We start from the raw sequence: 24,153 nt of genomic DNA, 5'->3' as shown, positions 1-24,153 counted from the left end.
ATAATATTTTTGTAAACACTAGCTGAAAATAGATGTTTTGCACGGTTATTGCGACGGAATAAGGACAGGATAGTACAGCATATGTTCTAAACGAGGTACATGCGTTTTTGAAAAAAATGCTTTTTTATGCTAAAGTTATAGGATGAAATCGGGTAAACGGAGGATGGGCAGTTGGCAAAAACGCATAAGGGGTTATCATCTTTAGAAATTTTTAAGCGGTTTATTTTTATCTCGATTGGTTCGATTTTAATGGGCGTCGCACTCGAATTGTTTCTCGTTCCGAATAATGTAATCGATGGCGGCATTGCCGGTATATCGATTATGTTGGCGCACCTCACATCGCTTCCACTCGGCGTGTTCTTGTTTGTAGTAAACGTACCCTTCCTAATTCTTGGATACAAACAAATTGGGAAAACGTTTGCGATCTCAACCCTTTATGGCATTATCGTCATGTCGATCACGACATCATTGCTCCATCACGTTGAAGCATTTACAGAAGAAAAGCTGCTTGCTGTTTTGTTCGGTGGTCTTATTCTCGGCGCAGGTGTTGGTCTTGCGATACGTTTCGGCGGGTCGCTGGACGGCGTAGAAATTGTATCGATCCTGATTTCGAAGAAAATGCGTATGCCAGTCGGACAAATTATCATGATATTTAACGTTATTATTTTTGTAATTGCGGGATTTGTGTTTGAATGGGATTCAGCCATGTACTCGATGTTTACATATTATATAGCGATTAAATTAATTGATATCGTTGTGGAAGGTCTCGATGAGTCGAAATCGGTAACGATTATTTCTTCTGAATATGATGAGGTATCGCAAGCGATTATTGACCGTTTAGGTCGTACAACGACATTGATCCAAGCGCGCGGCGGCTATTCGAAGGATGAAACGCAAATGATCTATTGCGTCGTATCCCGACTTGAGCTTGCGAAGCTCAAAGCCATCGTGCAATCCATCGATGAGAATGCCTTTATTGCTATCGAGCATGTATCCGACGTCATGGGCGGCGGATTCAGCAAAGGCAGCATCCACTAAGGTATAACAATAAAATCCGGCTGCGGCGTCAGAAGACGCGCAGCCGGATTTTTTATATTATAGGCTTGATGGAATAGCTGAATCACTCACAGGTCTAGCGAGACCTTTGTCTTTTACACATAGCAGGAACAAGAGCGCAATAACCATGCCTCCTGATGAGAAGTAGAACAGCACGGAATATCCAAGCAGATCAATCAAGCCGCCCATGAGCGGCGGTGAAGCGATAGCAGCAAGTGAAGAGATTAAGTAATAGATGCCTGTCCGTGTACCGATGCTTTGCTCTTTGCCGAGCGAAACGATAAACGGATAGGAATTGATATTGATCATCGCCCAGCAGATGCCTCCGACAATAAGCAAGGTACGAAGCGGGAGCAGCGCGTCTGCGAAAGAGATCGCTGCAAAAATAACGATGAGGCCAATAACCCCTAATGTGATAATAAGCTTTTTGCCGAAGCGGTTGCCAAGCAATCCGCTTGGAATGGCGGCAGCTACAAAAGCGAGTGAGAAGAAGGCGAGCGAGAATGATGATTGTCCTTCGGTCAGCTGTAAGTGCTTTGTGCCGTACAGAGTAAAGAAGGCTTCAACCCCTTGATAGGAAAGAAACCAGAAGAAAATTGCACCAAGCAAAAAGATCGTAGGACGGTTCCATTGTTCTTTGAACGATATTTTTGTTGTCTTCTCAGCAGGCGAGTAAGAGAGCGCATCACGTTTTTCTTTTATGTTATTCAAGAGAATGACTAAACAAATGAGCGTTAAAATGGATGCAACTAGAAAAGGGAGTGAGTGATGTTTCTCATATAGAAACGAGCCTCCTGCGAAAGCGATAATGGAGCCGATCCCGCCCATGAAGTTAATAATGCCATTTGCTTTTGTACGCTTGCTGTCATGAGTGATGTCGGGCATAAGCGCGACAGTCGGGGAGCGGTACAGGCTCATCGACAGATTCATAAGCACCATAAACAATACGAGCGTGAGCAAGCTTGTGTGCCAAGGGATGAGCGCACCGAACAAGGCTGCAAGTGGCATGCCAATGAGCAAATAGGGCATTCTTCGGCCAAGGCGTGTGTTTGTGCGATCACTGCGGCTTCCAATCCATGGCTGCAAAAAAAGAGCAAAGTAATTATCGATCGTCATCATGAATCCAATCAGCGCCGTACTCGTCAAAAATTTATCGAGAAAAAAGGGGACGAATGCGTTGTAAAGCGCCCATGTAATGCTGATGCTAAAAAAACCGAACCCGAGCAGCCATGTTTTTTTCATACCGCTTATGCCCCTCTCCTTAATAGCACCTCAGCCAATCGATCAGGATAATCCGTAATGATTCCGTCTACACCTGCGTTAATAAGTCGCTCCATCTCTTCCGCATCATTAACCGTAAACGGATGGTAGGCAATGCCATGTGCAGCGGCGGAAGCTGTCCATTCTGGCGTTACAGCGTATTTGAAAGGATGCAGTGCATCAGCCTGAAGCGTCGCCGCATATTCCCAAGGACGATAAAGCCCTTCCATATACAGAACACCCGTACGAATTTCAGGGGCCAGCTGCTTGCAGAGCAAGAGCGAATAATGATTGAAGCTGGATAGGATGATGCGATCAGCCATACCGATTGCTCGAACCATGTCAATTACCTTTTGCTCCAAACCTGGATACTGGATGATACCGTTTTTAAGCTCGATATTTAAAATGATATCCGTATGACGGAGAAGCTCAAGAAGCTGCTCTAAAAGTGGAACTCGTTCGGCTTGGAAGGTGGGGTCAAACCAGCTGCCGGCATCGAGTGACATCAGCTCCTCGTATGCTGTATCCTTTACAAGCCTGTTCAAGCCGGTTGTCCGCATTAGTGATTCATCATGAATGATAACGATTTGGTCGTCCTTCGTTAGTTGAACATCAATTTCGATGCCAGTAGCACCTAGCTCAATGGCTTTCTTGAATGCAGCGAGCGTATTTTCGGGACAATAACCGCTTGCTCCGCGATGGGCGAAATTAATAATAGTTTTAATAACGATTCATCCTTTCTGCACAATAGAGTCTATTACTAACTATATAGAAGTAATATTATGGCTGTGTCAAACACGAATAAAAAGTGGGTTCCGGAATGATTCCAATAAGAGTTAAGCGAAGCGGTAATACAGGAGGAGGTAGGTAGCTAGTACGAAAATAAAATTAAGCGGAACAAACACCATTTGCGTGAAGGTCGTGCGATAAACGGAGAGCGGTTTCTTATAGATGCAAGCGCCTTCGATAATAAACAAAAGCAGTACGATGTGAATCATAAAATGACCAATCAGCTCTTTCATGCCAAAAAGCATCGTTGCTGAGATGAAAATGAAGGTTAGCACCACAGACAACATTCGGTTTAAAATACCGATTACGAGTAAATAACCGACCAAAAACTCTATATAACCGGCCATGACGATAAATAGTGAGGTGTCAAAACCAAACGTGGGTACGTGATGTTTAATAATAATATCTTCTGCCATTGTCGGGTAAATCCATTTCTCTACGGCGACCCAGCAAAGCGATAAGCCTGTTCCCAAATAGAGAAGGGGGAATCCCCATTCGGATAGTTTAGTTCGCTCGAGCAGCAGGGCGCCGATAATGGCCAAATAAAAACCATAATCAAGCATATGAAATATTCCTGCTTCAATGCCTGTTTCAATGAATAGAACGAGCAGCACAAGTGCACCAATTTTTGTTGCATAATGCCGCGGAATAAGCAGTAATATGATTGCAGTCCACATTAGGATCGTTTGCCAGCCGTCTGTAAGCTTAAATTCCAGTGCGAAGCGTGTTCCGGAAGCTGCTTGAATGAGAAGAGCAGCAGCTGTGCCGTACTTTAGGATGGGTAAGGAATATCGCCGGAGCTTAACGAGCTGACGATCCACTTTTGTAGACAAATTTGAGCTCGATAACTCAGGAAGGAACTTGGTTAGCACAGCGAGCAGAACGGTGATAATCATTGCCAGCTTCATAAAAAAAGGAGAAAGAATGGCGGCAAGCGGTTGTTTCTCCGCGATGATGTCTGTAAACCATTTGACATGTGCATAATAATCCATTAACTGATATTCCTCCGATTCGATGTGGTTTAGGATGAACACGAGGATGATCGTAGCATAATAGCGAAAAGAATAAAAGTGTAATATAAGGGATAAATTTACATTATTAAAAAGAGTATTTACATACCCCTAAGGGGTATGATATGATGAATTTATCAAGTAATACCCCATGGAGGTATGCGAAATGGACAATGAAGCAATAATCGATGGGAGTCATGAGCATTCCCATCCACCGGATGACTGCTGCGACCCAAACGGTCCGCGTAAGAGTCATCACTCCTCACAAATGAAGGACAATTTAACAAAGCGCTTGAACCGAATTGAAGGACAAATTAGGGGCATTAAGGCGATGATAGAGAAGGATACGTATTGTGATGACGTGCTTAATCAGATTGCCGCAGCACAATCCGCTTTGAACAGTGTCGGCAAGCTGCTGCTTGAAGGACATATGCGAAGCTGCGTAATTGAACGTATTCAAGCAGGCGAAAGTGAAGTTATCGATGAATTGCTCATTACCGTTAACAAACTAATGAAATAATAGACGGAGAGGGGATTTTAATGATGGCAAACGCAGTATTGAAGGTAGAGGGCATGACATGCGGTCATTGTGTCAGTTCGGTTGAGAAGGCCGTTGCAAATGTAGGAGCGGTAGGCAAGGTAGATTTGGCAAACAAGAAAGTAACAGTCGATTTCGACGAATCGAAGGTTACGATAGAGGCAGTAAAAGCAGCGATCGAGGATCAAGGCTACGACATCGTATAAAATAAAGCAGGTAGGGGCTGAATACAGCCCCTCTTTTTTTTGGTTCTGATTTCGTTTATTATGAAAGCAATAAATATACGTTTATATTAACGAAGTGCTTTTAAATCTTTAATTTGCTCTGTGTGCCGCTGCTCATGCAAATATAGCAGTTCGATCCATTGATCTAAAGGCAAGTTACCAAACCTCGGGTGATTCACTGCTATTTCCTCTACAATAGATTTATCCTCAATCTTAACAAGAACATCCATTAACTTATTTCTTGATTCGCTTAATAATTGAATGATCTGTGATACTTGAAATGGTCCTGAATCAGGTTCTGAAATTTGGGGAGCTTGATACTTCACCGACTTATCCAACACAATTTCAATAGGCTGACGTTCGGTTTTGGATAAAATCTTTTGCTTAAGCCCGAACAAAATGGCCTTTCTAAACAAATTTTCCGTTTTCAATAAATGATGGCAAACCTGAGCTATACTCCACATTGAAGTTTCAAATGTACGATTGAATTCATCGTCATCTAGGCATGATATTTCATTTAACAATTTCTCTCTAGTTGTAGCTAAATACTCATTAAAATCATCCATCTGATCCTCTCCTTAAGCGGATGGTAATATCTACTATAATCATATAACAAGGTACTATGACTTGGTACTATTTATTACAATATTCTAAGCGCTGGGATAACGCATACTATCGTCCGTTAGCAGGATTGAGGCTGAGGTCGATGGGCAATAATGGATGAGATTAGATTTTAAAGCATGAGGTGAATGGTTATGAATAAATCGGCTTTGCATACAAAAAAGTATCGGAAGCGGACAGTAACTGCGGGAATCATAATTCTTGGCTTGCTTGCGGCGGGCTGCGGAAGCCCGGCAGTCAGTGATCATTCCCAGCATGCTGTGAGCAATGTTGCTGTCACTGATGAACATCGTGGTCATACGGCTAATGCACAAGGCGATGAGATGGAACATGATACTTCGGAAAATCATAGCGGCCACAACCGCTTAGAACAAATGTCAGCGGCCGATATTAAGCTGGAATGGCGTTATTCGCCGGTGCGTCCTGATCCTGGGAAAGAAACAAATATCGAGCTGTTTCTTTATGATCATGCGGGAAAGGCGATTGAAAAATATGAAGTCAATCATGAGAAGCTCATGCACCTCATTCTCGTAAGCGAGGATTTGAAGGACTTCATGCATATTCATCCTGAGTATAAAGGGAAAGGTAAGTTCGAGGTAGCTGCATCCTTCAACAAGAGTGGAAACTATAAGCTATATGCAGATTTTATTCCGACAGGTTCTCCGCAGATGACGGTTACGTCCCATCTACAGGTGTCAGGAGCAAAACAAGCTCAGGAGCCGCTGAAGAAGGATAAAAACCTAACAAAAATCGTTGATGGTATTGCTGTCTCCTTGAAGATTTCCTCATTCAAAGCCGATCAAGAGACAGATTTGATATTCACGTTAAGCGATGAAAAAACGAAAGAACCGATTAGTGATTTACAGCCTTACTTAGGGGCTATCGGACATGTTGTTATTTTGAGCGAGGATAGGAGCCGTTACCTGCATGTCCATCCGAAGGATGACAACAGAAGTGGGCCGACCGCTGAATTCTCCACTCGTTTCCCTGAACCGGGTTTATATAAAATGTGGGGGCAATTTCAGCGTGGAGGAAAAACATTTATTGTTCCATTTATCATTGAGGCAGAGTGAAAAAAATGATCAACATTAAATATTTATATAAATGCTAATCACTCAGAAATGGGTGATTTTTTTGTGCTTAAACATGAAAAACGAGGCAATCCAGCGGGTGTTACGCAGATAGTAAATAAAAATGCGATTCAGCATTGAAAAAAGTTGAACGAAAATTTTGGTTGAATCGAATTTTAGTACTTGAAAACGAAAAAATACGTGTTAAACTAAATCATGTAACATAATTATTAATCGATTAATATAATGGTTATTTCTCATGGAGGTGAAGCTTGAGCTGAACAAGTTTACGTATGTTTTAATGCATGAATATAGGTTCGCGCTATACGGTTAATAAATTAACTAGAATATAAGCAAACTGGGCTGTTAAGTCAAGAGCTGCTTATGTTTAATTCAAACAGAAGCCTAGCAGTGAAAGTAAGCAGGAGTTGTTTAAGCTTTACAATGCTGATAACTAGAGGGAGTCATAGCAGCAAGAGAAACAAAAAAATAGAAATCGTTTTTGATGCCTGCAAAAAAATGCTTCTGATTAACAAATGTGTTAAACACTGTTTACTCATCTATGAACCATAATCAAGCAAGGCATTAATGACTATATCCTTTAAGGGTTAAAATGTAAACGCTTTATTCAAAATTACGGAGGAGGCTTTTTTAAATGAAAAAGTTAACAAGCACTTTCATTTTTATGTTGGCTCTTATTATGCTCGTAACGGCATGCTCCAGCGGTGCAGGTAAAAACTCGGTTAATAATGGTAAAGAGAATACGCCTGCGAATACGGAAGGCAATAAGGAAGCGTCTACAAATGAGCCGGCTGCTAATAATTCTGAGCCTGATGGCGGGGCTGCCAAGTCCTCCATTGATCCGTCGATTGCAGGTGAAGTAACGTTCTGGACGTTCCTTGACAACAAAGAGAAGGATGCTGCGCTTCAAAAGGCGTTTAATGAAGTTTATCCGAATATCAAGCTGAAAACGATTTTTGTACCGTTCGGAGATTTGCACGATAAGCTGCAAACGACTTTGGCAGCTGGCAAAGGAGCGCCGGATGTTGCACTTGTTGAGCAAGGCCAATTTACACGCTATAGCACAGGAAATGTGCTGGAGGATTTGCTTCAACCGCAATATGATGCTGGCAAATATCAAAGCCTTGTATCGGAGTATAACTGGAACCGCTGGTCGTCCATTGACGGCAGCAAATTGTTAGGTATGCCGTGGGATGTTACACCTGCTGTAACTTACTACCGTGCAGACATCTTTGAAGAGCTGGGCTTGCCATCTGATCCAGCCGAGCTTGGCGAATACATTCAAGATCCAGACAACTTCTTCACATTAGCTCAAACGTTGAAAGCAAACGGAAAGTATTCCATGGAATGGCGTGATTCACCCGTTCACTGGTTAGGCGATTCACTTGGATACTACGACAGCGAAATGAACTGGGTTCGCAACACGGATGAGTTCGTAAAATTCCTCGATATTTCAAAACAAGTTAACCAATTGAAAATTGCTCCGCATGACGGCATCTACAGTGATAAAGGCAAGCAGCGCGTAAAAAAAGGCGAGTCCCCGATGTACGTAGCGGGAACTTACGGCGCACGTGATCTAGAAATCAACTTCCCGGATCAAAAAGGCAAATGGAAAGCTACAACAATGCCTTTTGGACTTAACGTAGGTATGGGCGGATCGACATTCGTCATTCCTTCACAAAGCAGCAATAAAGATGCAGCATGGGCATTCGTAGAATTTATTACAACGTCCGAAGCAGCTTGGAAACTATGGATTGAACAATCGGTTCAACCGGATTACAAGCATATTACAAGCCAAGAATGGTACCTGTCACATACAAATCCTTACCTCGGCGACCAAGAGGATTACAAGTTCTACAATGAGCTTGCCAGCCTCATTCCAATTAGACGTTTTACTCGTCTTGACGGTTTAGCATGGCCTTTATGGGTTGAAGGTGTATTAGCCGCACTTGATAAAAACGTTGATTCAAAAACAGCCATTCAGCAAACGCAAGAAAACATTGAGAACAAGCTGAAGGCCGAAAAGGAAAAACTGATTAAAGAGCTCGCCCAATAATTTTGCTTCCTTTATCAGAAAACCGAATCATCCTTCATTGAAGGATGATTCGGCATGATAACACAACGATGCGTTTTAACATTTATCGCGAAACGATAGCTGCGCCGCCTTAAAATGACGCAAGCCGTTTACGCTAGTATGGCAAGGGGGTGCTCCTTGGTGATTCATTGGCTAAGCAAGTATAAGGTAACATTGGTTGTCATTGCCGCATTAGTCTGCTTCTTTTTATGGTGGAATAATTCAAGGGGCTACAACGATGATGCGATGGCTGGAATTGCGCTGGATGCTGGAATCGATCAATCGTCAATTTTGGAAGGTGAAGACGCCAGCAGCAAGCTGGAGCCGTCTTTTAATAAATATGTAGACAGCTGGAGTGAACAAGGAGCGTCAGATATGACGGATTTCAGCATCACGCTGTCTTCTACAGATTATGAGGGAATCAGCGAGTCAGGAACACAAATCGTTTCGGGCTTAGGTGACCAGTCAGGTCAAGCCTTGGCTCTTATAGATGAGGACAGCTGGGCGGATTATTCCTTTGAAGTGCCGCAGGATGGCTATTATCAAATGGGAATGAGCTATTACGCGATGGAGGGCAAGCGCTCATCCGTCGTTCGCAGCTTGCAAATTGACGGAAAATATCCGTTTTTCCAAGCGAAGAAGCTGGAATTCCAAAGGATGTGGAAGGAAGCCGGAAAAACATGGTTTGACAATCAGAATAATGAATTCAATCCACGCAGGGAAGAGACATTCGGTTGGCAATACCGGGAATTCCGTGATGCAGAAGGCAAAACGTACGAGCCGTTTCGTTTCTATCTGACAAAGGGCAAGCATACGCTGCGCCTTCAGGCGGTTAGGGAGCCTGCGGCAATTGGGAAAATTGACATTTACTCGCCGGTAAAGCTACCAACTTACGCCGAGGTTGCCAGCACATATGAACAGAAGGGCTACAAGAAAACAGCGGGACAGCTTATTAAGGCGCAGGCCGAGCTGTCGACCTTAAAATCCGATCCGACGCTGAAGCGTATCGAGGATCGCGAGCCGTTAACAGAGCCATTCAAAAAAGATTCTATTGTACTTAACACGTTCGGCGGCGCTAGCTGGCGAACGGGCGGACAGTGGGCGGAATGGGAAATTGAGGTGCCTGAAAGCGGTCTGTACGAAATCGGAGCACGTTATGGGCAATGGTTTCTTAACGGAATGCCAACACAGCGGACGGTAACGATTGACGGCAAGCTGCCATTTAAAGAAATGAATGAAATTTCTTTTCCTTATAAGGCGGAGTTCCAAGTTGCTAAGTTTGGCGGCGACAGCGAGAGCAATGAGCCCTATCTCTATTATCTAGAAAAGGGCAAGCATACGATTCGAATGGAGGTTCAGGTTGGTGCGCTTGGGCGAATGCTCGAGACGGTTACAGATACGACACGCAAAATGTCACTGCTCGGCCGTGAGGTTATTCAAGTTACGGGTACGAACCCCGATCCGAATGGCGACTGGCGCTTGGAGCAAAATATCGCAAACCTCGTACCGCGCCTGCAGCTTATGGCCAAGAGCTTCGATGATACGATCAAAGGCCTTTATGAGCTGGGCGTTGACAAGGGCAGCTCTGAAGTAAGTCCGCTTTACGAAGCGCGCGACGTGCTGCTCAGCATGTCTAACGATACAACCTCCATTCCAGGACGCATGCTGCAATTCAATGATTTGCAGGCATCGCTTGGAACATGGGTGAATGGGCTGAGCAAGCAGAGCTTGCTGCTTGACTATCTCATCATTAAATCGCCAGATACGGCATGGCCGAAGCCTGATGCAGGCTGGCTGGCAAGAACCGGGACGATGATTTACGACTTTACGAGCTCATTCACGAAAAACTACGGCGGTATCGGCAACGTGTATGAAGACGAGAAGGTGCTGGACGTTTGGGTAGCGAGAGGGCGCGACTGGGTCGACATTATTAAGCAAATGATTGATGAGGATTTCACCACAGAAACAGGCATCAAAGTAAATGTCAACGTGATTCCGGCTCAGCAGATGCAGGTGCTCTTGCTGGCAAGCACGGCGGGTTTAGCGCCAGATGTTGCGCTTGGTGTAGAGGGTGAAATTCCAATTGATTATGCTGTGCGCAATGGATTGGTCAACTTGGAGGAATACGACGATTACGATGAAGTGGCCGCTCGATTCAGGCCAGGTGCACTTATTCCTTACAAATATAATAACGGCAGCTACGCGTTGCCAGAAAATCAAAACTTCAACATGTTGTTCTATCGCAAAGATATTATGCAGCAGCTGGGCATCTCCGAGTCTGAAATTCCAGACACTTGGCAGGAGGTTATGGATCTTATTCCGATCCTGCAGCAAAACGGAATGGACTTTTTCTACCCGCATGCTCCGAATAATCCGGCGCTTGCGATTAATGAGTTTGCGCCGTTCCTGTTCCAGCAAAACAGCGAGTTTTACCGTGAAGACGGTAAATATTCGAACCTTGATTCGCCAGAGGCGATAAAGGCATTCAAGCTTTGGACAGGATTGTTCACGAACTTTAAAATTTCGAAGCAAGCCGATTTCTATAACCGTTTCCGTTCCGGCGAAATGCCAATCGGGGTGGCGGACTATTCCACTTACGTGCTGCTATCTACTGCAGCGCCGGAGCTTACAGGCTGGTGGGGCATGAAGCCGATGCCGGGCATCGAGCAGGAGGACGGGCAAATTAACCGTTCAACCGGCGGCCTCGCGCAAACGGGCATGATTTTCAAAGATACCGATATGAAAGAACAATCATGGGAATTTCTGAAATGGTGGACGAGTGCAGATACGCAGGAAAGATTCGGCTCCGAGCTTGAAGCGCTGCTTGGCGTAGAAGCAAGATGGAATACCGCTAATATCGAGGCGCTGAAGCGGATGCCTTGGCAATCCTCTGATATTAACGCGATTCTCGAGCAGTGGGAATGGTTCAAGGAGCGCGAGGTTGTCATTGGCGGTTACTACACGACCAGGCATATCGCGAATATTTGGAACCAAATCGTATTGAATGGCAAAATACCGCGTGAAGCGGTGGAGGAAGGCGTTAAGGAAATCGATAAGGAATTGCGCAAGAAGCGCGAGGAATTTGGTTTAAATGATGCGCCTGCATCTTCCAGTCAAGCAACTTCCAAAGGAGGCGACAGCCCGTGAAAATGAACACTGATTCAGCGGCAACCGTGGTCACTCCGGCAGCGGAACGCCTCCGCAAACCGAGCAAATTGTCTTTGCTGTGGCATGAAATGAAGAGAAACAGGGTTTCCTACCTGTTTCTCGCTCCATTTCTTATCCTGTTCACCTTGTTTACGATCGTACCGGTCGTCACTTCGGTTGTACTCAGCTTTACCTATTACAACATTCTGGAGGCGCCAAAGTTTATTGGTCTCTCCAATTACAAGCTGTTGTTTGTCGACGACGATATTTTTCTTAAGGCGATTGGCATTACGTTGAAATTTGCGTTCATTACAGGGCCAGTCGGCTATGTGATGGCGTTCTTGCTGGCTTGGCTCATCAGCCAAATTCCGCAAAAATACCGCTTCTTCTATACGCTTTGTTATTACACGCCGTCCATTACGAGCGCTACGGCGATGTCGGTCGTATGGCTCTACCTGTTTGCGGGCGACCGCAAAGGCTTGCTTAACTATTTTGCTTCGAAGCTGGGCATTATCGATGAGCCTTATTTATTTTTGCAAAATATTAATTCGATCGTACCCGTTATCATCATCGTCTCGCTATGGATGTCGATGGGGGTAGGGTTCTTGGCTTTCCTAGCCGGACTTCAGAACGTACCGAAGGATCTTTATGAGGCTGGGGAAATCGACGGAATTAAGTATAGATGGCAGCAGCTCATTTATATTACGGTTCCATCCGTAAAGCCGCAATTGCTGTTCGGCGCAGTGCTTCAGGTTGTTAGCTCATTGACCGTGTTTGATGTGAGCGTGCAGCTCGTCGGATTGCCGAGTCCGCTTTATGCAGGCCATACGATTTTGACACATTTATTCGATTATGCCTTTATCAAGTTTGAGATGGGTTACGCTGCGGCGATCGCGGTTGTGTTGTTCGTCATGATGATCGGACTAAACCGTCTCATATTCAAATGGCTAGGAAAGGACTGAACCGATATGACTGGCGCAGTGAAAGGCAGGAAGGATTGGGGAGGGTTTTTCCTTTATCTATTTCTAACGTTGTTCGGTCTCTTGATGCTTGCCCCTCTGGTTTATATGGTATCTACAGCCTTTAAACCAACAAGCGAGCTGTTCCTGTTTCCGCCGCGATTTTTCGTGAACAATCCGACATTAGTCAATTTTCGCGATTTATTGCTCATAACGGGAACGACAAGCGTTCCGTTCTCCAGGTTTATTTTTAACAGCTTGCTGATCAGCTCCTGTATTGTTGGCTTTGGCATTCTCGTATCGGCCATGGCAGCGTATCCGCTGGCGAAGCACAATATGCCGTTTCGCAGCGCTATATTCAACATGGTCGTACTTGCAATTATGTTCTCGCCAATGGTCGTGCAAATTCCGCAATATTTGCTCATTAGCAAAATCGGTTTGATCAATACGTATTGGGCGATGATTTTGCCGTATTTGGCGGCTCCGATAGGGATGTTTCTCATGACGCAGTTTTTGCGCCAAATCCCGGATGCTTTGCTGGAGGCAGCACGCATGGATGGCGCATCCGAGTGGAAGGTGTTCTGGGTTGTCGTCATGCCGATGCTGAAGCCAGCTATCGCGACCTTTGCACTATTCAGCTTTATATCAGCCTGGAATGATCCATACCCAGCAATGGTCTATACGACCGATCAGGATATGAAGTCGCTGCCGCTGGCAATCCAGACGTTAAGCGGTGGATACGGCGTCGTTGCGCGTGTCGGCACGCTTGCCGCGGCAAGTTTATTGATGATTGTGCCGACGATAATCGTCTTTATCGTAACGCAGCGCTTAGTGCTGCAAACGATGGCGCATTCAGGTCTGAAAGAGTAGGAGGACAACCGGGATGAAGCAGGTTACGATATTCCGATTCGTTGTCAGTACAGCTATCGCTTTACTGATGCTAGTTACAGCTCTACCTGTTCAAACGTTCGCGGCCTCTCCTTATGAAGGGTATACGAGAAATAAGCTGGGCCAAGATGTTCACTCGATCAACGGGTACATGTATGAGAGCTCAATTGACGGTTATAACCTATCAACTGGACCATTTAGCTCGCCAGAAGATATTTTCCTTGCTGACGATGGAACGATCTATATCGTGGATACAGGAAATAGCCGGGTCGTCCATTTGGATGGGAAGCATGAGGTGCTGAACATTATCGGCGACGAAGAAGGCGACGGCAAGCTGAACGAGCCAAAAGGCGTTTACGTGAAGCAGGATGGAACCATCTATGTAGCGGATACCAAAAACCAACGAATCGCTATTTTTGATAAAAACGGGAAATTCCAGAAGCAGTTCGGCAAGCCTGAAAGTCCGCTGCTCGGAGCAACTTTCTCGTATTCTCCATCAAAGCTGCTCGTGGATAAGCGGAATTACATGTTTGTCGTGAGTGACGGAAACACACAGGGCCTCATTCAAATTGATCCAAATGGGCAATTTAAAGGGTTTTATGGTGCGAATCATGTAGGCTTCAGCTGGAGCAGATTGTTCGTTAAGCTCGTTGCAACGGAGGAGCAGAAGGCAAAATTGTCAGTCGTTAAGCCGCTCGAGTTCTCCAATGCGGTGCAGGATGAGGAAGGTTTCGTCTACACGTCCACACTTGGAACAGAAATGAACCAATTGAAGCGTTTATCGCCTGTTGGTGTGGATACGCTCAATATTGTTCCTAAAAGGTACGGTGGACGTTTTGATGCTGGCCCTTTCGAAGTACCGTCGTTTCTTGATCTAGCTGTAGATAAGGACGGTGTTATCACCGCACTTGACCTTCAGTCCAGCAAAGTTTATCAGTACGATAAGCTTGGGAATTTCTTGTTCGTGTTTGGAGGGCTCGGCGATCAGAACGGCTTGTTTATAACGCCATCAAGCCTTGATCAGTCAGCAGACGGCACGGTGTATGTGGTCGATAAAGGACGCAATCGCATCGATTTGTTCCGTACGACGCCATTTGCAGATCTGGTGCATGACGCATCGCGGTTATTCGTTGATGGACGATACAAAGAGTCGGAGGGAATGTGGAACGAGGTTTTGCATTTGAATGCAAACTTTGATCTAGCCTATCTCGCAATCGGCAAGTCTCTCTATAAAGCGGAAAACTATAAGGGAGCTATGGAGTATTTTGAGCTGGCAAGATCGCGTTACGATTACTCGGTCGCTTTCAAGGAATATCGAAAGGAATATATTAGAGAGCATTTTGCATGGATATGTTTAGCCATTATCGTGCTTATCGTTCTTTTGCGCTACATCATACCTTTTGTTTGGCGCAGAGCTTCTGCGATGCTGATAGACCGCAAGTCGGCTAAAGTGGTTCAGGTGAAGGGAGGAGTGCCTTATGATCGCAACGTTTAAAATGATGCGGCAGGTGCTCGTGCACCCGATCGATTTTTACCACGATATTCAGGAGCCGGGCCGCATTAAATGGGGGCAAGCGTTGTTCATCGTCGCGCTGGCTTATATCGCGAGAATGGTTGCCATTCTAATTACGGGGTATGCGTTCGAGACGAGAGAAACGTATGAGATCTCGTTTGTACATGAGCTGATATGGATCGTTGTGCCATGGGTAACGTGGACGATATCGAACTGGGGCGTCAGTGCGATTCTTGAAGGAGAAGGGAAATTTAAGGAAGTGTTTGTCGGCAGTGCATTTGCGCTGGTTCCTTATGCGATCTTTATTATCCCAATCACGCTGCTAACGAATATTTTGGCGCTGGATGAAAGCTCTATTTATTCGTTTTTAATCAATCTTACTCTTTACTGGGTAGGGTGGCTGCTCTTGCTTAAGGTAAGAATCGTTCATGATTTTGAGCTTGGCAAAATGATCTGGATTACGGTGCTGAGCATCGTCGGCATATTAATTATTTGGTTTATTGGCATTCTGATGTTTGGCTTAATCAATCAACTCCTTAACTTTATAATCGACATGTTCAAAGAAATAAACTTCCGAAGGTAGGTGGACGAGATGAGGAAACAACGAAAATGGCTTATTATCGTGGCATTGCTGCTCGTTGTCAGCATATTCCCTCACTTCGGGAGCGTGGAAGGCGAAACCCATGTTCAAGCGGAGGAAGACGCGGGCAATAGTGCGACTGCGACTGCGACGACTACGGATGAAGATGCCGCAGCGGCTTCGGATTCAACTGCAGCTTCGGAGGCTCCAGCAGAAGAGTCTGCTGCAGAGATCACTGCAGAGAACGCGGAGCCAGCTGACCAAGGCGAAGTGAAGCTGTATCCTGTATCTGCTACAAAGCAAATTGCGGAGAACGGCAGCTACAAGATGTACATCGACGATAAAACAGGCAATGTTCGCCTCGTTGACAAGCGAACCAAGAAAGAATGGCTGGGGACGCCGCAGCTACCTAGAACGACGATGCCTAATAATAAGAAGTTTATGGATGCCGCCGTTCATGTGAAGTATACAGAGGGCTCGGATACTGTACAAACGTACTTAGCAAAGGAAAAGGAAAACAAGCTGAAGATCGAGACGATTGATGGCGGGGCGAAAGTAACCTTCCAATTCGTGAAGGAAAAGCTGGAGTTTGCGATTGAATATCGCTTGAATGAGAAAGGCTTCGAACTTTCGATTCCGGAAGCATCCATTAAGGAAGCGGGCAAAGCAAAGTTTGTAAGTATTGAGCCGCTGCCATTCTGGAACGCTGCTGCGGATACGGAGGAAGGAGCGATTTTCCTGCCGGACGGCTCCGGCGCGCTTATGAAATACAGCGCGAAGCATCCGCAGTATTTTGCGGGTTACTCCGAAATGATCTATGGCGCCGACCCGGCTTATGTTACGCAATCACATACGGATATTGATCAAATGTGGCGGCAAAAGCTTGCTCCAAAAGAAATGGTTGCGCTGCCGGTATTCGGCAATTACCGCGACGATGTAGGCTCGCTCGGTATCGTAACGAAAGGTCAATACGATGCGAAGATTAATGGAACGCCGTCAGGCATTCGCGCGATCTCCTATTACCGGACGTCGGCGGAATTCGTGTACCGCTGGAGCGATGTTATTTTCATCGGGACATCGGGTGAAATCCCATTTTTCCAAGGCAACTGGATCAAAGGCGATCGGCAGCTGCGTTACGTACTGCTTCAAGACAAGGAAGCTGATTACGTCGGGATGGCACAGGCATACGGCAAATTTCTGAAAGAGGAGCAAGGAGTTAAGCCTTTGGAGCAAACGGCAGTTCCCTTTAAGGTGAAGCTGCTTGGCGGCATTTTGCGTGATGAGGTGCTTGGCAATACGTTCATTTCGATGACGACATTCGATCAAGCGCGTGAAATTATTGATGCTTTTCAGAAAAAAGGAATCGCGAATTTAGAGCTTACGTTTTCCGGATGGTCTGATGATGGTTTATATGGCGATCAGCCGGATCACTTTCCAGTGGAGAAGAAGCTGGGCGGAGCAAAGGATTTGAAGGATCTTGCCGCCTATGCCGCTAATAAAGGGGTTTCGCTTTATTTGGAAGCAAACTATGCTCGCGCAATCGCAGATAGCGACGGCATGAAGAAGTCAAAAGACGCCATTCGCGGCATGGATCGTGAAGTAGCGCCAAGTACTGATTATTTTATTGGCAGCAGATGGAATGACGACAGCAGACTTTATTATTGGATGAAGCCAGAGCGTGTCATCAGCAAACATCTGAACAAAGAGCTGAAGGATTATTCGAAGCTTGGCATCTCTGGTATCCATCTTAGCTTTTGGGGAAATACGTTGTACTCCGATATCGATCCGAAGTCGCTGACAACGCGCGGCGAGACAGCATCAGCTTGGGTGAAAGCTGCGGATGCCGTTCGGGAGACTACTGGCGGAGCGTCAGTCGATTATGGATTTGCTTATATGCTTGGGCATATTGATGGCATTAGCGGTGCACCGCTTGATTCCAGCCATTTTATTTACAATGACGAGACAGTTCCTTTCTATCAGATTGCGGTACGCGGGCTGGTGCCTTATACGGCTAATCCAATCAATTTGCGAAATGATGCCCAGAACGAGCTGCTTCGGATGGTAGAGTATGGTGCGCTGCCTAGTCTAGAGCTGACTTATGAGCCTACAACGAAGCTTCAAAGAACGCTGGAGGATCGGTTATGGAGCTCCGAATATAGGACATGGATTGATGATACCGTTTCACAATATAACGAGCTTGAGTCTATTTATAAAGCGATTGCTAATCAGACGATTGCTGATCATGAGAAGCTGAGCAATAACGTATACCAAACAACGTATGCGAATGGAACAAAGGTTATTGTCAATTACGGCAGTGCTTCAGCGATGGTTGACGGCTTATCTATTCCTGYGGCAGGATATCTCATGCAGAACGGAGGGAAATGAGCATGGGCAAAAAATTTGGACTCTCGATGAGAGGCCGCCACATCTTTGAGGGATACTCGTTCATTTCCATATGGGTTGTCGGTTTCTTACTGTTCATGGTCATTCCGCTTGGCAAATCACTTTATTATTCGCTTAACAATTTGGAGGTTACGAAGGCAGGGCTAAAGGCATCTTATACTGGCTTGACCCATTACCGGGCTGCCTTTACGACAGACATCGATTTTGTGCCGCTGCTGCAAGCTACGCTGACAACGATGCTGACGCAGGTACCGCTTATTCTGATCTTTGCGATGTTCAGCGCATTGCTGCTTAATCGTCCGTTTCGTGGTCGTACGTTGTTTCGCGGCATATTCTTTCTGCCGGTTATTATCGCTTCCGGCGCCATCTTAAGGGAGCTGCTGGAGCAGGGTGCTGCCCAGCTCCCAATCTTCTATCAATACGATCTTTACAGCAAGCTAAACGCATTTATACCGGACAGCATCTTGGACCCGCTGCTTCAATATGCAGATTCTTTAACCCTCGTCATGTGGGATTCGGGCGTGCAAATATTGATTTTTATCGCGGGTTTGCAGACGATTTCGCCAGCGCTTTACGAAGCAGCCAAATGTGATGGCGCGACAAAATGGGAAAGCTTCTGGAAGATTACGTTTCCGATGATTATGCCGATGCTGTTCGTCAACACGCTTTACAGCGTCGTCAACTCGTTTACCAAAACAGATAACCAAATTATGAATCACATTATGAACAATGTGTTTAAAACGAATAATTACGCTTATGGCTCGGCAATGGGCTGGATTTACTTTATTGTGATTTCGGTTGTGCTAGCGGTCGTATTCTTCATCTTCCGCAAAAGCTTGTCAGCAACCGAAGGTAGGGGGTAGAGGGCATGAATTCACCTAGCATGACCGAAAAATATGCCGACCTTCAAGGCAAAGCGGAAGAGGTCTGGAAGATTACTTGGATAAAGCGCGGACGCGGCTTTATCGGAACGTTTTTCTATTATGTCGTTATTCTCAGCTTGGCGTTTGTTTTCGTTTATCCGCTGCTTTATATGGTATCAAAATCGCTGATGCGGCCGGAGGATGTGGCGGATGCTACGATTCAGTGGATTCCGAAGCAGTTTAATCTAACGAATTATTCGATCGCGATGGAGGAGATTAACTTCTGGCCGGGACTGCTGAACAGCTCCATCATTTCATTTGGCAGCGCGATGCTTCAAGTCGTAAGCTGTTCAATTGTAGGATACGGCTTCGCACGTTACCGTTTTCCCGGTCAAGCGTTGTTTCTGGCGATGGTTGTATTTACATTTCTTGTGCCGCCGCAGACGATCGTTGTGCCGTTGTTTACCTTTTTCCTCGACTTGGGCTGGGTAAATACGCATCTGCCGTTCGTTGTGCCGGCGCTGCTTGGACACGGACTGAAAGGCTCTTTGTTCGTCCTTATCTTTATTCAATTTTACCGAACGCTGCCGAATGTGCTGGAGGAAGCGGCAAGAATCGATGGCGCGGGTGCGTTCCGGACGTACTGGATGATTATGTTCCCGCTCGCGAAACCTGCCATGCTGGTTGTCTTCCTGTTCTCGGTTGTGTGGCACTGGAATGACCTGTTTGAGCCGAATATGTATTTACTCGTTCCAGAGTATTTCAATCTGGCGCAAAATATGGCTTTCTTCAACGGCAATGCGAATCTGGATCTTCAGCAGGCATCCAGCTCGGTATCCTCAGGTACGCTCGGCATGGCGCCGACGCTGCAAAACCAAGTTATGGCTGGGGTTATGCTAACGATCCTGCCGGTGCTTATTTTGTATATGTTCACGCAGCGTTATTTCGTCGAGAGCGTCGAGCGTTCCGGTATCGCAGGTGAATAGTAGGAGAGATGCAGCTTGATTGACATACGTCTGAAGAAGCTGGCTGCCATATTGCTGCTGGTATTGGCGGCAGCTGTTATCTGGATTGTCTTCAGCCAGCGGCAGGAGCCTAAGATAAAGGAAACAGCCCAGCGAGATGAGCAGCAGGCTTATCAAAATCATTTGCTGCTGCGCTACACTTTCGATCATACGGAGAAGTCGGAGCTGAGCGCTTCACCGAATGAATTGCTGGACGCATCAGGTCATGATAATACTGGGACGCTGAGCGGCGGCGTGCTGCAGAAAGAGGGCAAGTTCGGAAGCAGCTTGCAGCTGGACGGATCAAGTGCCTATGCGGAGATGCCTACGGCAATTTTGAATGGTTTGGATGAGCTGACGATATCCGCATGGGTTAATATTAACGATCTGCGGACGTGGCAGCGTATCTTCGATTTCGGCAATGGAGTGGATCGTTATTTGTTTCTTACCCCGATGTCAGAAACAGGCAAGATGAAGCTTGCGATCAAGAATGGCGGCGGCGAGCAAATGATCAGCACCGAAACGGATTTTCCGGCGGACAGCTGGACGCATGTTGCCTTCACTTGGTCTGGCAGCAAGGGCATTCTTTATTTGAATGGGCATGAAATCGCCCACAATGATGATCTATCGATCAAGCCGAGTGATATGGCGGGTACGACAGGCAACTATATCGGAAAATCGCAATTTGACGTGGACCCGTATTTATCCGGCCAAGTAGATGAGGTGCGGATTTATAGCGAAGCTCTATCCGCTGATGAAATTGCTGATCAACTGACTGAAGGGATGAACGATCAGGATACAGTTGCTTTTGCGGTAGAGTGGTTATCTCTTCCGAGCAGCAGCCGTGTTATGGAATCTTTAGAGCTGCTGCGCAGTGGACCGGGTGGCACGAGCATCGTCTGGTCCTCTGATCATGAAGAAACAGTTGCCCCAGATGGCACAGTTACTAGACCGGCAAGCGGACATGGAGATGTTGAAGCAACGTTAACGGCAATGGTCAACAAAGGGAAAGCAGCGGGGGAGAAAAAAATACCGCTTCGCATATGGGAGGAAGGGGCAGCGGATTACGCGATTTCCATTCAAGCGGATCAGACGGGCGCTCTTGTAAGTGATACCTTATATGGGATTTTCTTTGAGGATATCAATTTTGCCGGTGATGGCGGCGTGTATGCAGAATTGATTGAGAATCGCTCCTTCGAATTCGGCGATTCATTCTGGAACTGGGCGGTAAGAAAAGCTGGATCTGGAGACGGAGCAGTAGAAGTTGCGGATAAAGCGCCGCTGAACGCAAACAATCCACATTATTTATCGATGCAGGTGAGGGCTCCAGCCCAAGAAGATGAGTTTGCAATCGTAAATAGTGGTTTTGGCGGAATGGCTTTGCAGCAAGGTGAGAAATATGATTTCTCGATGTATGCAAGAAGCAGCAACCATGCAGCGCTTAAGCTTACTGCTTATCTAGAAGACGATAGCGGCAAAAGGCTAGGCGAAACGGTAATCACAGCCGAGAAAATGGGAGCGGAATGGACGAAGCTGAAGGGGACAATAACGGCTTCTGAAGCAGCTCTGAACGGAAGACTGGTGCTGGGCGCGAACGGTAACGGTCAGATCGACGTTGATATGATCTCGTTATTCCCGCAATCCACATGGAAGAATAGGCCAGGCGGCTTGCGTGCAGACCTTGTCCGTATGCTGGCTGATTTGAAGCCGTCATTCGTAAGATTCCCCGGAGGCAGCATCGTAGGCGGAGATGGGATAGGCAATCGCTACAATTGGAAGGACTCGATTGGAGATCCGTCCGAACGAAAGCAAAATACGAATATGTGGGGCGGCGCCTTAACGGCACCTTATTATCAAAGCTACGGGCTTGGCTTCCATGAGTATTTCCAGCTAAGCGAGGATCTTGGAGCAGAACCGCTGCCTGTCGTAAATGCAGGAATGGGCGATCAATTCCGTCAGTCAGACGTAGCGCAGATAGAGGAGCTTGCTTCTTATATCCAAGATGCGCTTGATCTGATCGAATATGCAAATGGTTCTGCAACGAGCAAATGGGGAGCGAAGCGGGCGAAGAATGGACACCCTGAGCCGTTTGGGCTTCATTACATTGCGATTGGCAACGAGCATTGGGGTACGGACTATTTTATAAGATACGAAATGTTTGCAGCTGCAATTAAAGAGAAGTATCCAACTATTAAACTTATTGCGTCTGCGGGTCCTTCGCCTTCTGGTCCTATATTTGATGATGCTTGGCGGTGGCAGAAGGATAAGCCAACAGATATCGTCGATGAGCATTATTATATGAATCCTGATTGGTTTATAGCGAATTCGAATCGTTATGATACGTATGATCGGAATGGGCCAAAAGTGTTCGTAGGCGAATATGCATCACATAACGGCAAACGCAGCAACAGCTTCGGTTCAGCGCTGGCTGAAGCGGCGTTCATGATCGGGTTGGAGCGGAATTCTGATGTTGTAGCTATGGCTTCCTATGCACCATTGTTTGGTAAGGAAGGGTATACACAGTGGGCGCCGAATTTAATCTGGTTCAACAATGCTGAAGTATATGGGACTCCGAACTATTATGTGCAGCAACTGTTCAGCAATCATGTTGCGAGCTCGGTACTGCCAGCTTCAATTAGCATGCGAAGCGGCGAATCGTACGAGGCGGGACGTGGCGGTAAACAAGGAGAGGAGCCGTTCTATTTCATAGCGGGCAGAGATGAGAAGACAGATGAGATCATTCTGAAAATCGTAAATGCCAATGACTATACAGTGAATGCGTCTATTGAAATAAAGGGGAAAACGATTGCCCCGCAAGGAACGAAGCTGTCGCTCCAAGCAGATATGGGTGTGGAGAATTCGTTTGCGGAGCCTGAAGCCGTGCTGCCTAAGGAGCAGGTTGTTGATGGGTTGTCTAACATATTTACGCTGGAGCTTGCGAAACAATCCATTACGGTCTTTAGGCTGAAAAATTTACCGTAAAAAGGGGATGGAGAGCTAGCAGCTCACGCCGCTAGCTCTTATTCGTTCCTTTCATAATAAAGCTTAAAGACGATGTCTTGATTGTAATTGCCAAACCCAGAGCCGAATAACGTAACGCCGCCGACATTTTCGGCGTCCTTCTCGACAGCAATGCGGAATTTCCATTGCTTGCTTAGTATGTTGACATCATCAAGGGTAACATCGGATATTTGCTGACCGTCGATGAAGGTTCCGGCTTGCGTAATCTTCAGCACCTTCAACAGGCCGTATTGATTAATTTCATCCCACCACCAATCGGGGGTATACTTTCCTCGTTTGCCGCCGAAGTCGCCAGGACTCGTCCAAAGGCCGATTTTGGTGTCATTTAAGTAAAAGGAAATATCCGAAGGCCAATTGTCATTGGCAAAAGGAGCCTCGGAGGAAATTTCAAAAGATATTTCGAGCTCAGTAGGCTTCTCGCTTTTCAATAAGAAGTTGGCTGTTTTGTATTCAATAAAGCCGCTGCTAAACCAAAGGATTCTGGCATTAATGCGATCAGGATCGAGAAAAAAACGCGGCTCATCGAACATGCCAATGACTTTAGCAGTCGTAGCGAGGCCGCAGGTAGGCTCCACTTCAAAGTCGGTGTAGTGACCGATGGAAATGATGGACTCATGATAAGTGCGAAGCGCTGGGCGCCGTGTTGACGGGAAATCTATCTCGATGCTATCAGTGATAAGTTTGCACATTTTCTTGGTTCCGCCGCTGCTGGAAACCATCTCGGAGCTGATTAAACCGGCTTTTTCGAGCTTTTTCACATGCATCGTCATAATGGGGCTGCTCAGCTCGAGCGCTTGTGCGAGATCCTTGATGTTCATCTCCTGCAGAGCAAGCAATTGTATGATTTTAAGCCTTACATCACTGGCTAATGCTTCATAGATGGGTAAATGAGTATCTGAAATATCAATTTTCATACGTTCACTCCGCTCAATTTTTTAACATTGGATTCGCCATACAGCTTGTGATTGAAAATATGAAGTCGAATTCGTTAATGAAAATGTTATTCTGATATATCTTATCTATTTTATATGCAAAGAGAAACCTTGACAATTTATATTTAGTCGGTGAAACCCTTCGTATTTATAGTAATGAATCAATGAAGTTACTTTATA

19 protein-coding genes are annotated in these 24,153 nt (G+C 46.0%); 14 read left to right on the top strand and 5 right to left on the bottom strand.

The annotated features are described in order from the left end of the window. The first annotated feature begins 171 nt into the window (after nucleotides 1-171). On the top strand, nucleotides 172-1,038 hold the full coding sequence (locus tag AB4Z50_RS23335; RefSeq protein ID WP_076267179.1) for a YitT family protein: 867 nt from the start codon (nucleotides 172-174) through the stop codon (nucleotides 1,036-1,038). Nucleotides 1,039-1,095: 57 nt separating this feature from the next. Here AB4Z50_RS23335 and AB4Z50_RS23330 read toward each other — a convergent pair whose 3' ends face one another. The 3 genes from AB4Z50_RS23330 to AB4Z50_RS23320 all read right to left on the bottom strand — a co-directional run bounded on the left by AB4Z50_RS23330 (nucleotide 1,096) and on the right by AB4Z50_RS23320 (nucleotide 4,097). Continuing rightward, nucleotides 1,096-2,298 carry an SLC45 family MFS transporter gene (locus AB4Z50_RS23330; protein ID WP_441882691.1) on the bottom strand — a complete coding sequence of 401 codons (1,203 nt, stop codon included), beginning with the start codon at nucleotides 2,296-2,298 and terminating at the stop codon, nucleotides 1,096-1,098. A gap of 5 nt (nucleotides 2,299-2,303) precedes the next feature. Then, the gene (locus AB4Z50_RS23325; protein ID WP_441882754.1) at nucleotides 2,304-3,041 is read right to left on the bottom strand and encodes a glycerophosphodiester phosphodiesterase; all 738 of its coding nucleotides are present in this window, start codon (nucleotides 3,039-3,041) and stop codon (nucleotides 2,304-2,306) included. Nucleotides 3,042-3,152: 111 nt separating this feature from the next. Continuing rightward, entirely contained in the window at nucleotides 3,153-4,097 is a 945-nt protein-coding gene (locus AB4Z50_RS23320) for a hypothetical protein (protein WP_441882689.1), read from the bottom strand. A gap of 184 nt (nucleotides 4,098-4,281) precedes the next feature. Between AB4Z50_RS23320 and AB4Z50_RS23315 the strand changes: the two genes are divergently transcribed. Together AB4Z50_RS23315 and AB4Z50_RS23310 are read left to right on the top strand one after the other, a co-directional pair. Further along, nucleotides 4,282-4,635: a metal-sensitive transcriptional regulator gene (locus tag AB4Z50_RS23315; RefSeq protein ID WP_441882687.1), complete on the top strand. Its 354-nt coding sequence runs from the start codon at nucleotides 4,282-4,284 to the stop codon at nucleotides 4,633-4,635. Nucleotides 4,636-4,658: 23 nt separating this feature from the next. Further along, on the top strand, nucleotides 4,659-4,859 hold the full coding sequence (locus tag AB4Z50_RS23310; RefSeq protein WP_054023077.1) for a copper ion binding protein: 201 nt from the start codon (nucleotides 4,659-4,661) through the stop codon (nucleotides 4,857-4,859). A gap of 86 nt (nucleotides 4,860-4,945) precedes the next feature. On the opposite strand, the gene AB4Z50_RS23305 is transcribed toward AB4Z50_RS23310, so the two are convergent. Next, a complete protein-coding gene (locus tag AB4Z50_RS23305) occupies nucleotides 4,946-5,443 on the bottom strand; it encodes a DinB family protein (RefSeq protein WP_441882685.1) in 498 nt (165 codons plus the stop codon). Nucleotides 5,444-5,632: 189 nt separating this feature from the next. On the opposite strand from AB4Z50_RS23305, the gene AB4Z50_RS23300 reads away from it, so the two are divergent. The 11 genes from AB4Z50_RS23300 to AB4Z50_RS23250 all read left to right on the top strand — a co-directional run bounded on the left by AB4Z50_RS23300 (nucleotide 5,633) and on the right by AB4Z50_RS23250 (nucleotide 23,002). Then, nucleotides 5,633-6,571 (top strand): hypothetical protein, encoded by a 939-nt coding sequence (locus AB4Z50_RS23300; protein ID WP_441882683.1) that lies wholly within the window; start codon nucleotides 5,633-5,635, stop codon nucleotides 6,569-6,571. Nucleotides 6,572-7,223: 652 nt separating this feature from the next. Next, nucleotides 7,224-8,645: an ABC transporter substrate-binding protein gene (locus tag AB4Z50_RS23295; protein WP_441882681.1), complete on the top strand. Its 1,422-nt coding sequence runs from the start codon at nucleotides 7,224-7,226 to the stop codon at nucleotides 8,643-8,645. Between the two features lie 159 nt (nucleotides 8,646-8,804). After that, nucleotides 8,805-11,810 (top strand): extracellular solute-binding protein, encoded by a 3,006-nt coding sequence (locus AB4Z50_RS23290; RefSeq protein ID WP_441882679.1) that lies wholly within the window; start codon nucleotides 8,805-8,807, stop codon nucleotides 11,808-11,810. Between the two features lie 2 nt (nucleotides 11,811-11,812). Next, nucleotides 11,813-12,772: a carbohydrate ABC transporter permease gene (locus AB4Z50_RS23285; protein ID WP_076267399.1), complete on the top strand. Its 960-nt coding sequence runs from the start codon at nucleotides 11,813-11,815 to the stop codon at nucleotides 12,770-12,772. Between the two features lie 6 nt (nucleotides 12,773-12,778). Next, entirely contained in the window at nucleotides 12,779-13,639 is an 861-nt protein-coding gene (locus AB4Z50_RS23280; RefSeq protein WP_256710834.1) for a carbohydrate ABC transporter permease, read from the top strand. A gap of 13 nt (nucleotides 13,640-13,652) precedes the next feature. Further along, a complete protein-coding gene (locus AB4Z50_RS23275; RefSeq protein WP_441882676.1) occupies nucleotides 13,653-15,152 on the top strand; it encodes a hypothetical protein in 1,500 nt (499 codons plus the stop codon). Continuing rightward, complete coding sequence (locus AB4Z50_RS23270; RefSeq protein WP_076267169.1) at nucleotides 15,136-15,753, top strand: YIP1 family protein; 618 nt, start codon at nucleotides 15,136-15,138, stop codon at nucleotides 15,751-15,753. Before AB4Z50_RS23275 ends, AB4Z50_RS23270 begins: the two co-directional genes overlap by 17 nt. A gap of 9 nt (nucleotides 15,754-15,762) precedes the next feature. Further along, the gene (locus AB4Z50_RS23265) at nucleotides 15,763-18,135 is read left to right on the top strand and encodes a DUF5696 domain-containing protein (RefSeq protein ID WP_441882674.1); all 2,373 of its coding nucleotides are present in this window, start codon (nucleotides 15,763-15,765) and stop codon (nucleotides 18,133-18,135) included. A gap of 2 nt (nucleotides 18,136-18,137) precedes the next feature. After that, the gene (locus AB4Z50_RS23260) at nucleotides 18,138-19,016 is read left to right on the top strand and encodes a carbohydrate ABC transporter permease (RefSeq protein ID WP_076267167.1); all 879 of its coding nucleotides are present in this window, start codon (nucleotides 18,138-18,140) and stop codon (nucleotides 19,014-19,016) included. 5 nt (nucleotides 19,017-19,021) lie between these two features. Then, a complete protein-coding gene (locus AB4Z50_RS23255; RefSeq protein WP_441882672.1) occupies nucleotides 19,022-20,002 on the top strand; it encodes a carbohydrate ABC transporter permease in 981 nt (326 codons plus the stop codon). Between the two features lie 15 nt (nucleotides 20,003-20,017). Then, on the top strand, nucleotides 20,018-23,002 hold the full coding sequence (locus AB4Z50_RS23250; RefSeq protein ID WP_441882670.1) for a LamG-like jellyroll fold domain-containing protein: 2,985 nt from the start codon (nucleotides 20,018-20,020) through the stop codon (nucleotides 23,000-23,002). Between the two features lie 38 nt (nucleotides 23,003-23,040). Here AB4Z50_RS23250 and AB4Z50_RS23245 read toward each other — a convergent pair whose 3' ends face one another. Then, nucleotides 23,041-23,955, bottom strand: a complete 915-nt coding sequence (locus AB4Z50_RS23245) for an ArsR/SmtB family transcription factor (protein ID WP_441882668.1) — start codon at nucleotides 23,953-23,955, stop codon at nucleotides 23,041-23,043. Between the last annotated feature and the right edge of the window lie 198 nt (nucleotides 23,956-24,153).

The organism is Paenibacillus sp. 2TAB26 (assembly GCF_052115145.1).
In the GTDB taxonomy this organism is placed as follows: Bacteria; Bacillota; Bacilli; order Paenibacillales; family Paenibacillaceae; genus Pristimantibacillus.
Note: the sequence above shows the minus strand (reverse complement) of the source record. Positions and strands in the feature narration are given on the sequence as shown.

Coding starts and splice junctions, on each gene's coding strand:
- AB4Z50_RS23330 (WP_441882691.1), bottom strand. CDS start 2,298: ATGAAAAAAACATGGCTGCTCGGGTTCGGTTTTTTTAGCATCAGCATT.
- AB4Z50_RS23320 (WP_441882689.1), bottom strand. CDS start 4,097: ATGGATTATTATGCACATGTCAAATGGTTTACAGACATCATCGCGGAG.
- AB4Z50_RS23315 (WP_441882687.1), top strand. CDS start 4,282: ATGGACAATGAAGCAATAATCGATGGGAGTCATGAGCATTCCCATCCA.
- AB4Z50_RS23310 (WP_054023077.1), top strand. CDS start 4,659: ATGGCAAACGCAGTATTGAAGGTAGAGGGCATGACATGCGGTCATTGT.
- AB4Z50_RS23305 (WP_441882685.1), bottom strand. CDS start 5,443: ATGGATGATTTTAATGAGTATTTAGCTACAACTAGAGAGAAATTGTTA.
- AB4Z50_RS23300 (WP_441882683.1), top strand. CDS start 5,633: ATGAATAAATCGGCTTTGCATACAAAAAAGTATCGGAAGCGGACAGTA.
- AB4Z50_RS23295 (WP_441882681.1), top strand. CDS start 7,224: ATGAAAAAGTTAACAAGCACTTTCATTTTTATGTTGGCTCTTATTATG.
- AB4Z50_RS23285 (WP_076267399.1), top strand. CDS start 11,813: ATGAACACTGATTCAGCGGCAACCGTGGTCACTCCGGCAGCGGAACGC.
- AB4Z50_RS23280 (WP_256710834.1), top strand. CDS start 12,779: ATGACTGGCGCAGTGAAAGGCAGGAAGGATTGGGGAGGGTTTTTCCTT.
- AB4Z50_RS23275 (WP_441882676.1), top strand. CDS start 13,653: ATGAAGCAGGTTACGATATTCCGATTCGTTGTCAGTACAGCTATCGCT.
- AB4Z50_RS23270 (WP_076267169.1), top strand. CDS start 15,136: ATGATCGCAACGTTTAAAATGATGCGGCAGGTGCTCGTGCACCCGATC.
- AB4Z50_RS23260 (WP_076267167.1), top strand. CDS start 18,138: ATGGGCAAAAAATTTGGACTCTCGATGAGAGGCCGCCACATCTTTGAG.
- AB4Z50_RS23255 (WP_441882672.1), top strand. CDS start 19,022: ATGAATTCACCTAGCATGACCGAAAAATATGCCGACCTTCAAGGCAAA.
- AB4Z50_RS23245 (WP_441882668.1), bottom strand. CDS start 23,955: ATGAAAATTGATATTTCAGATACTCATTTACCCATCTATGAAGCATTA.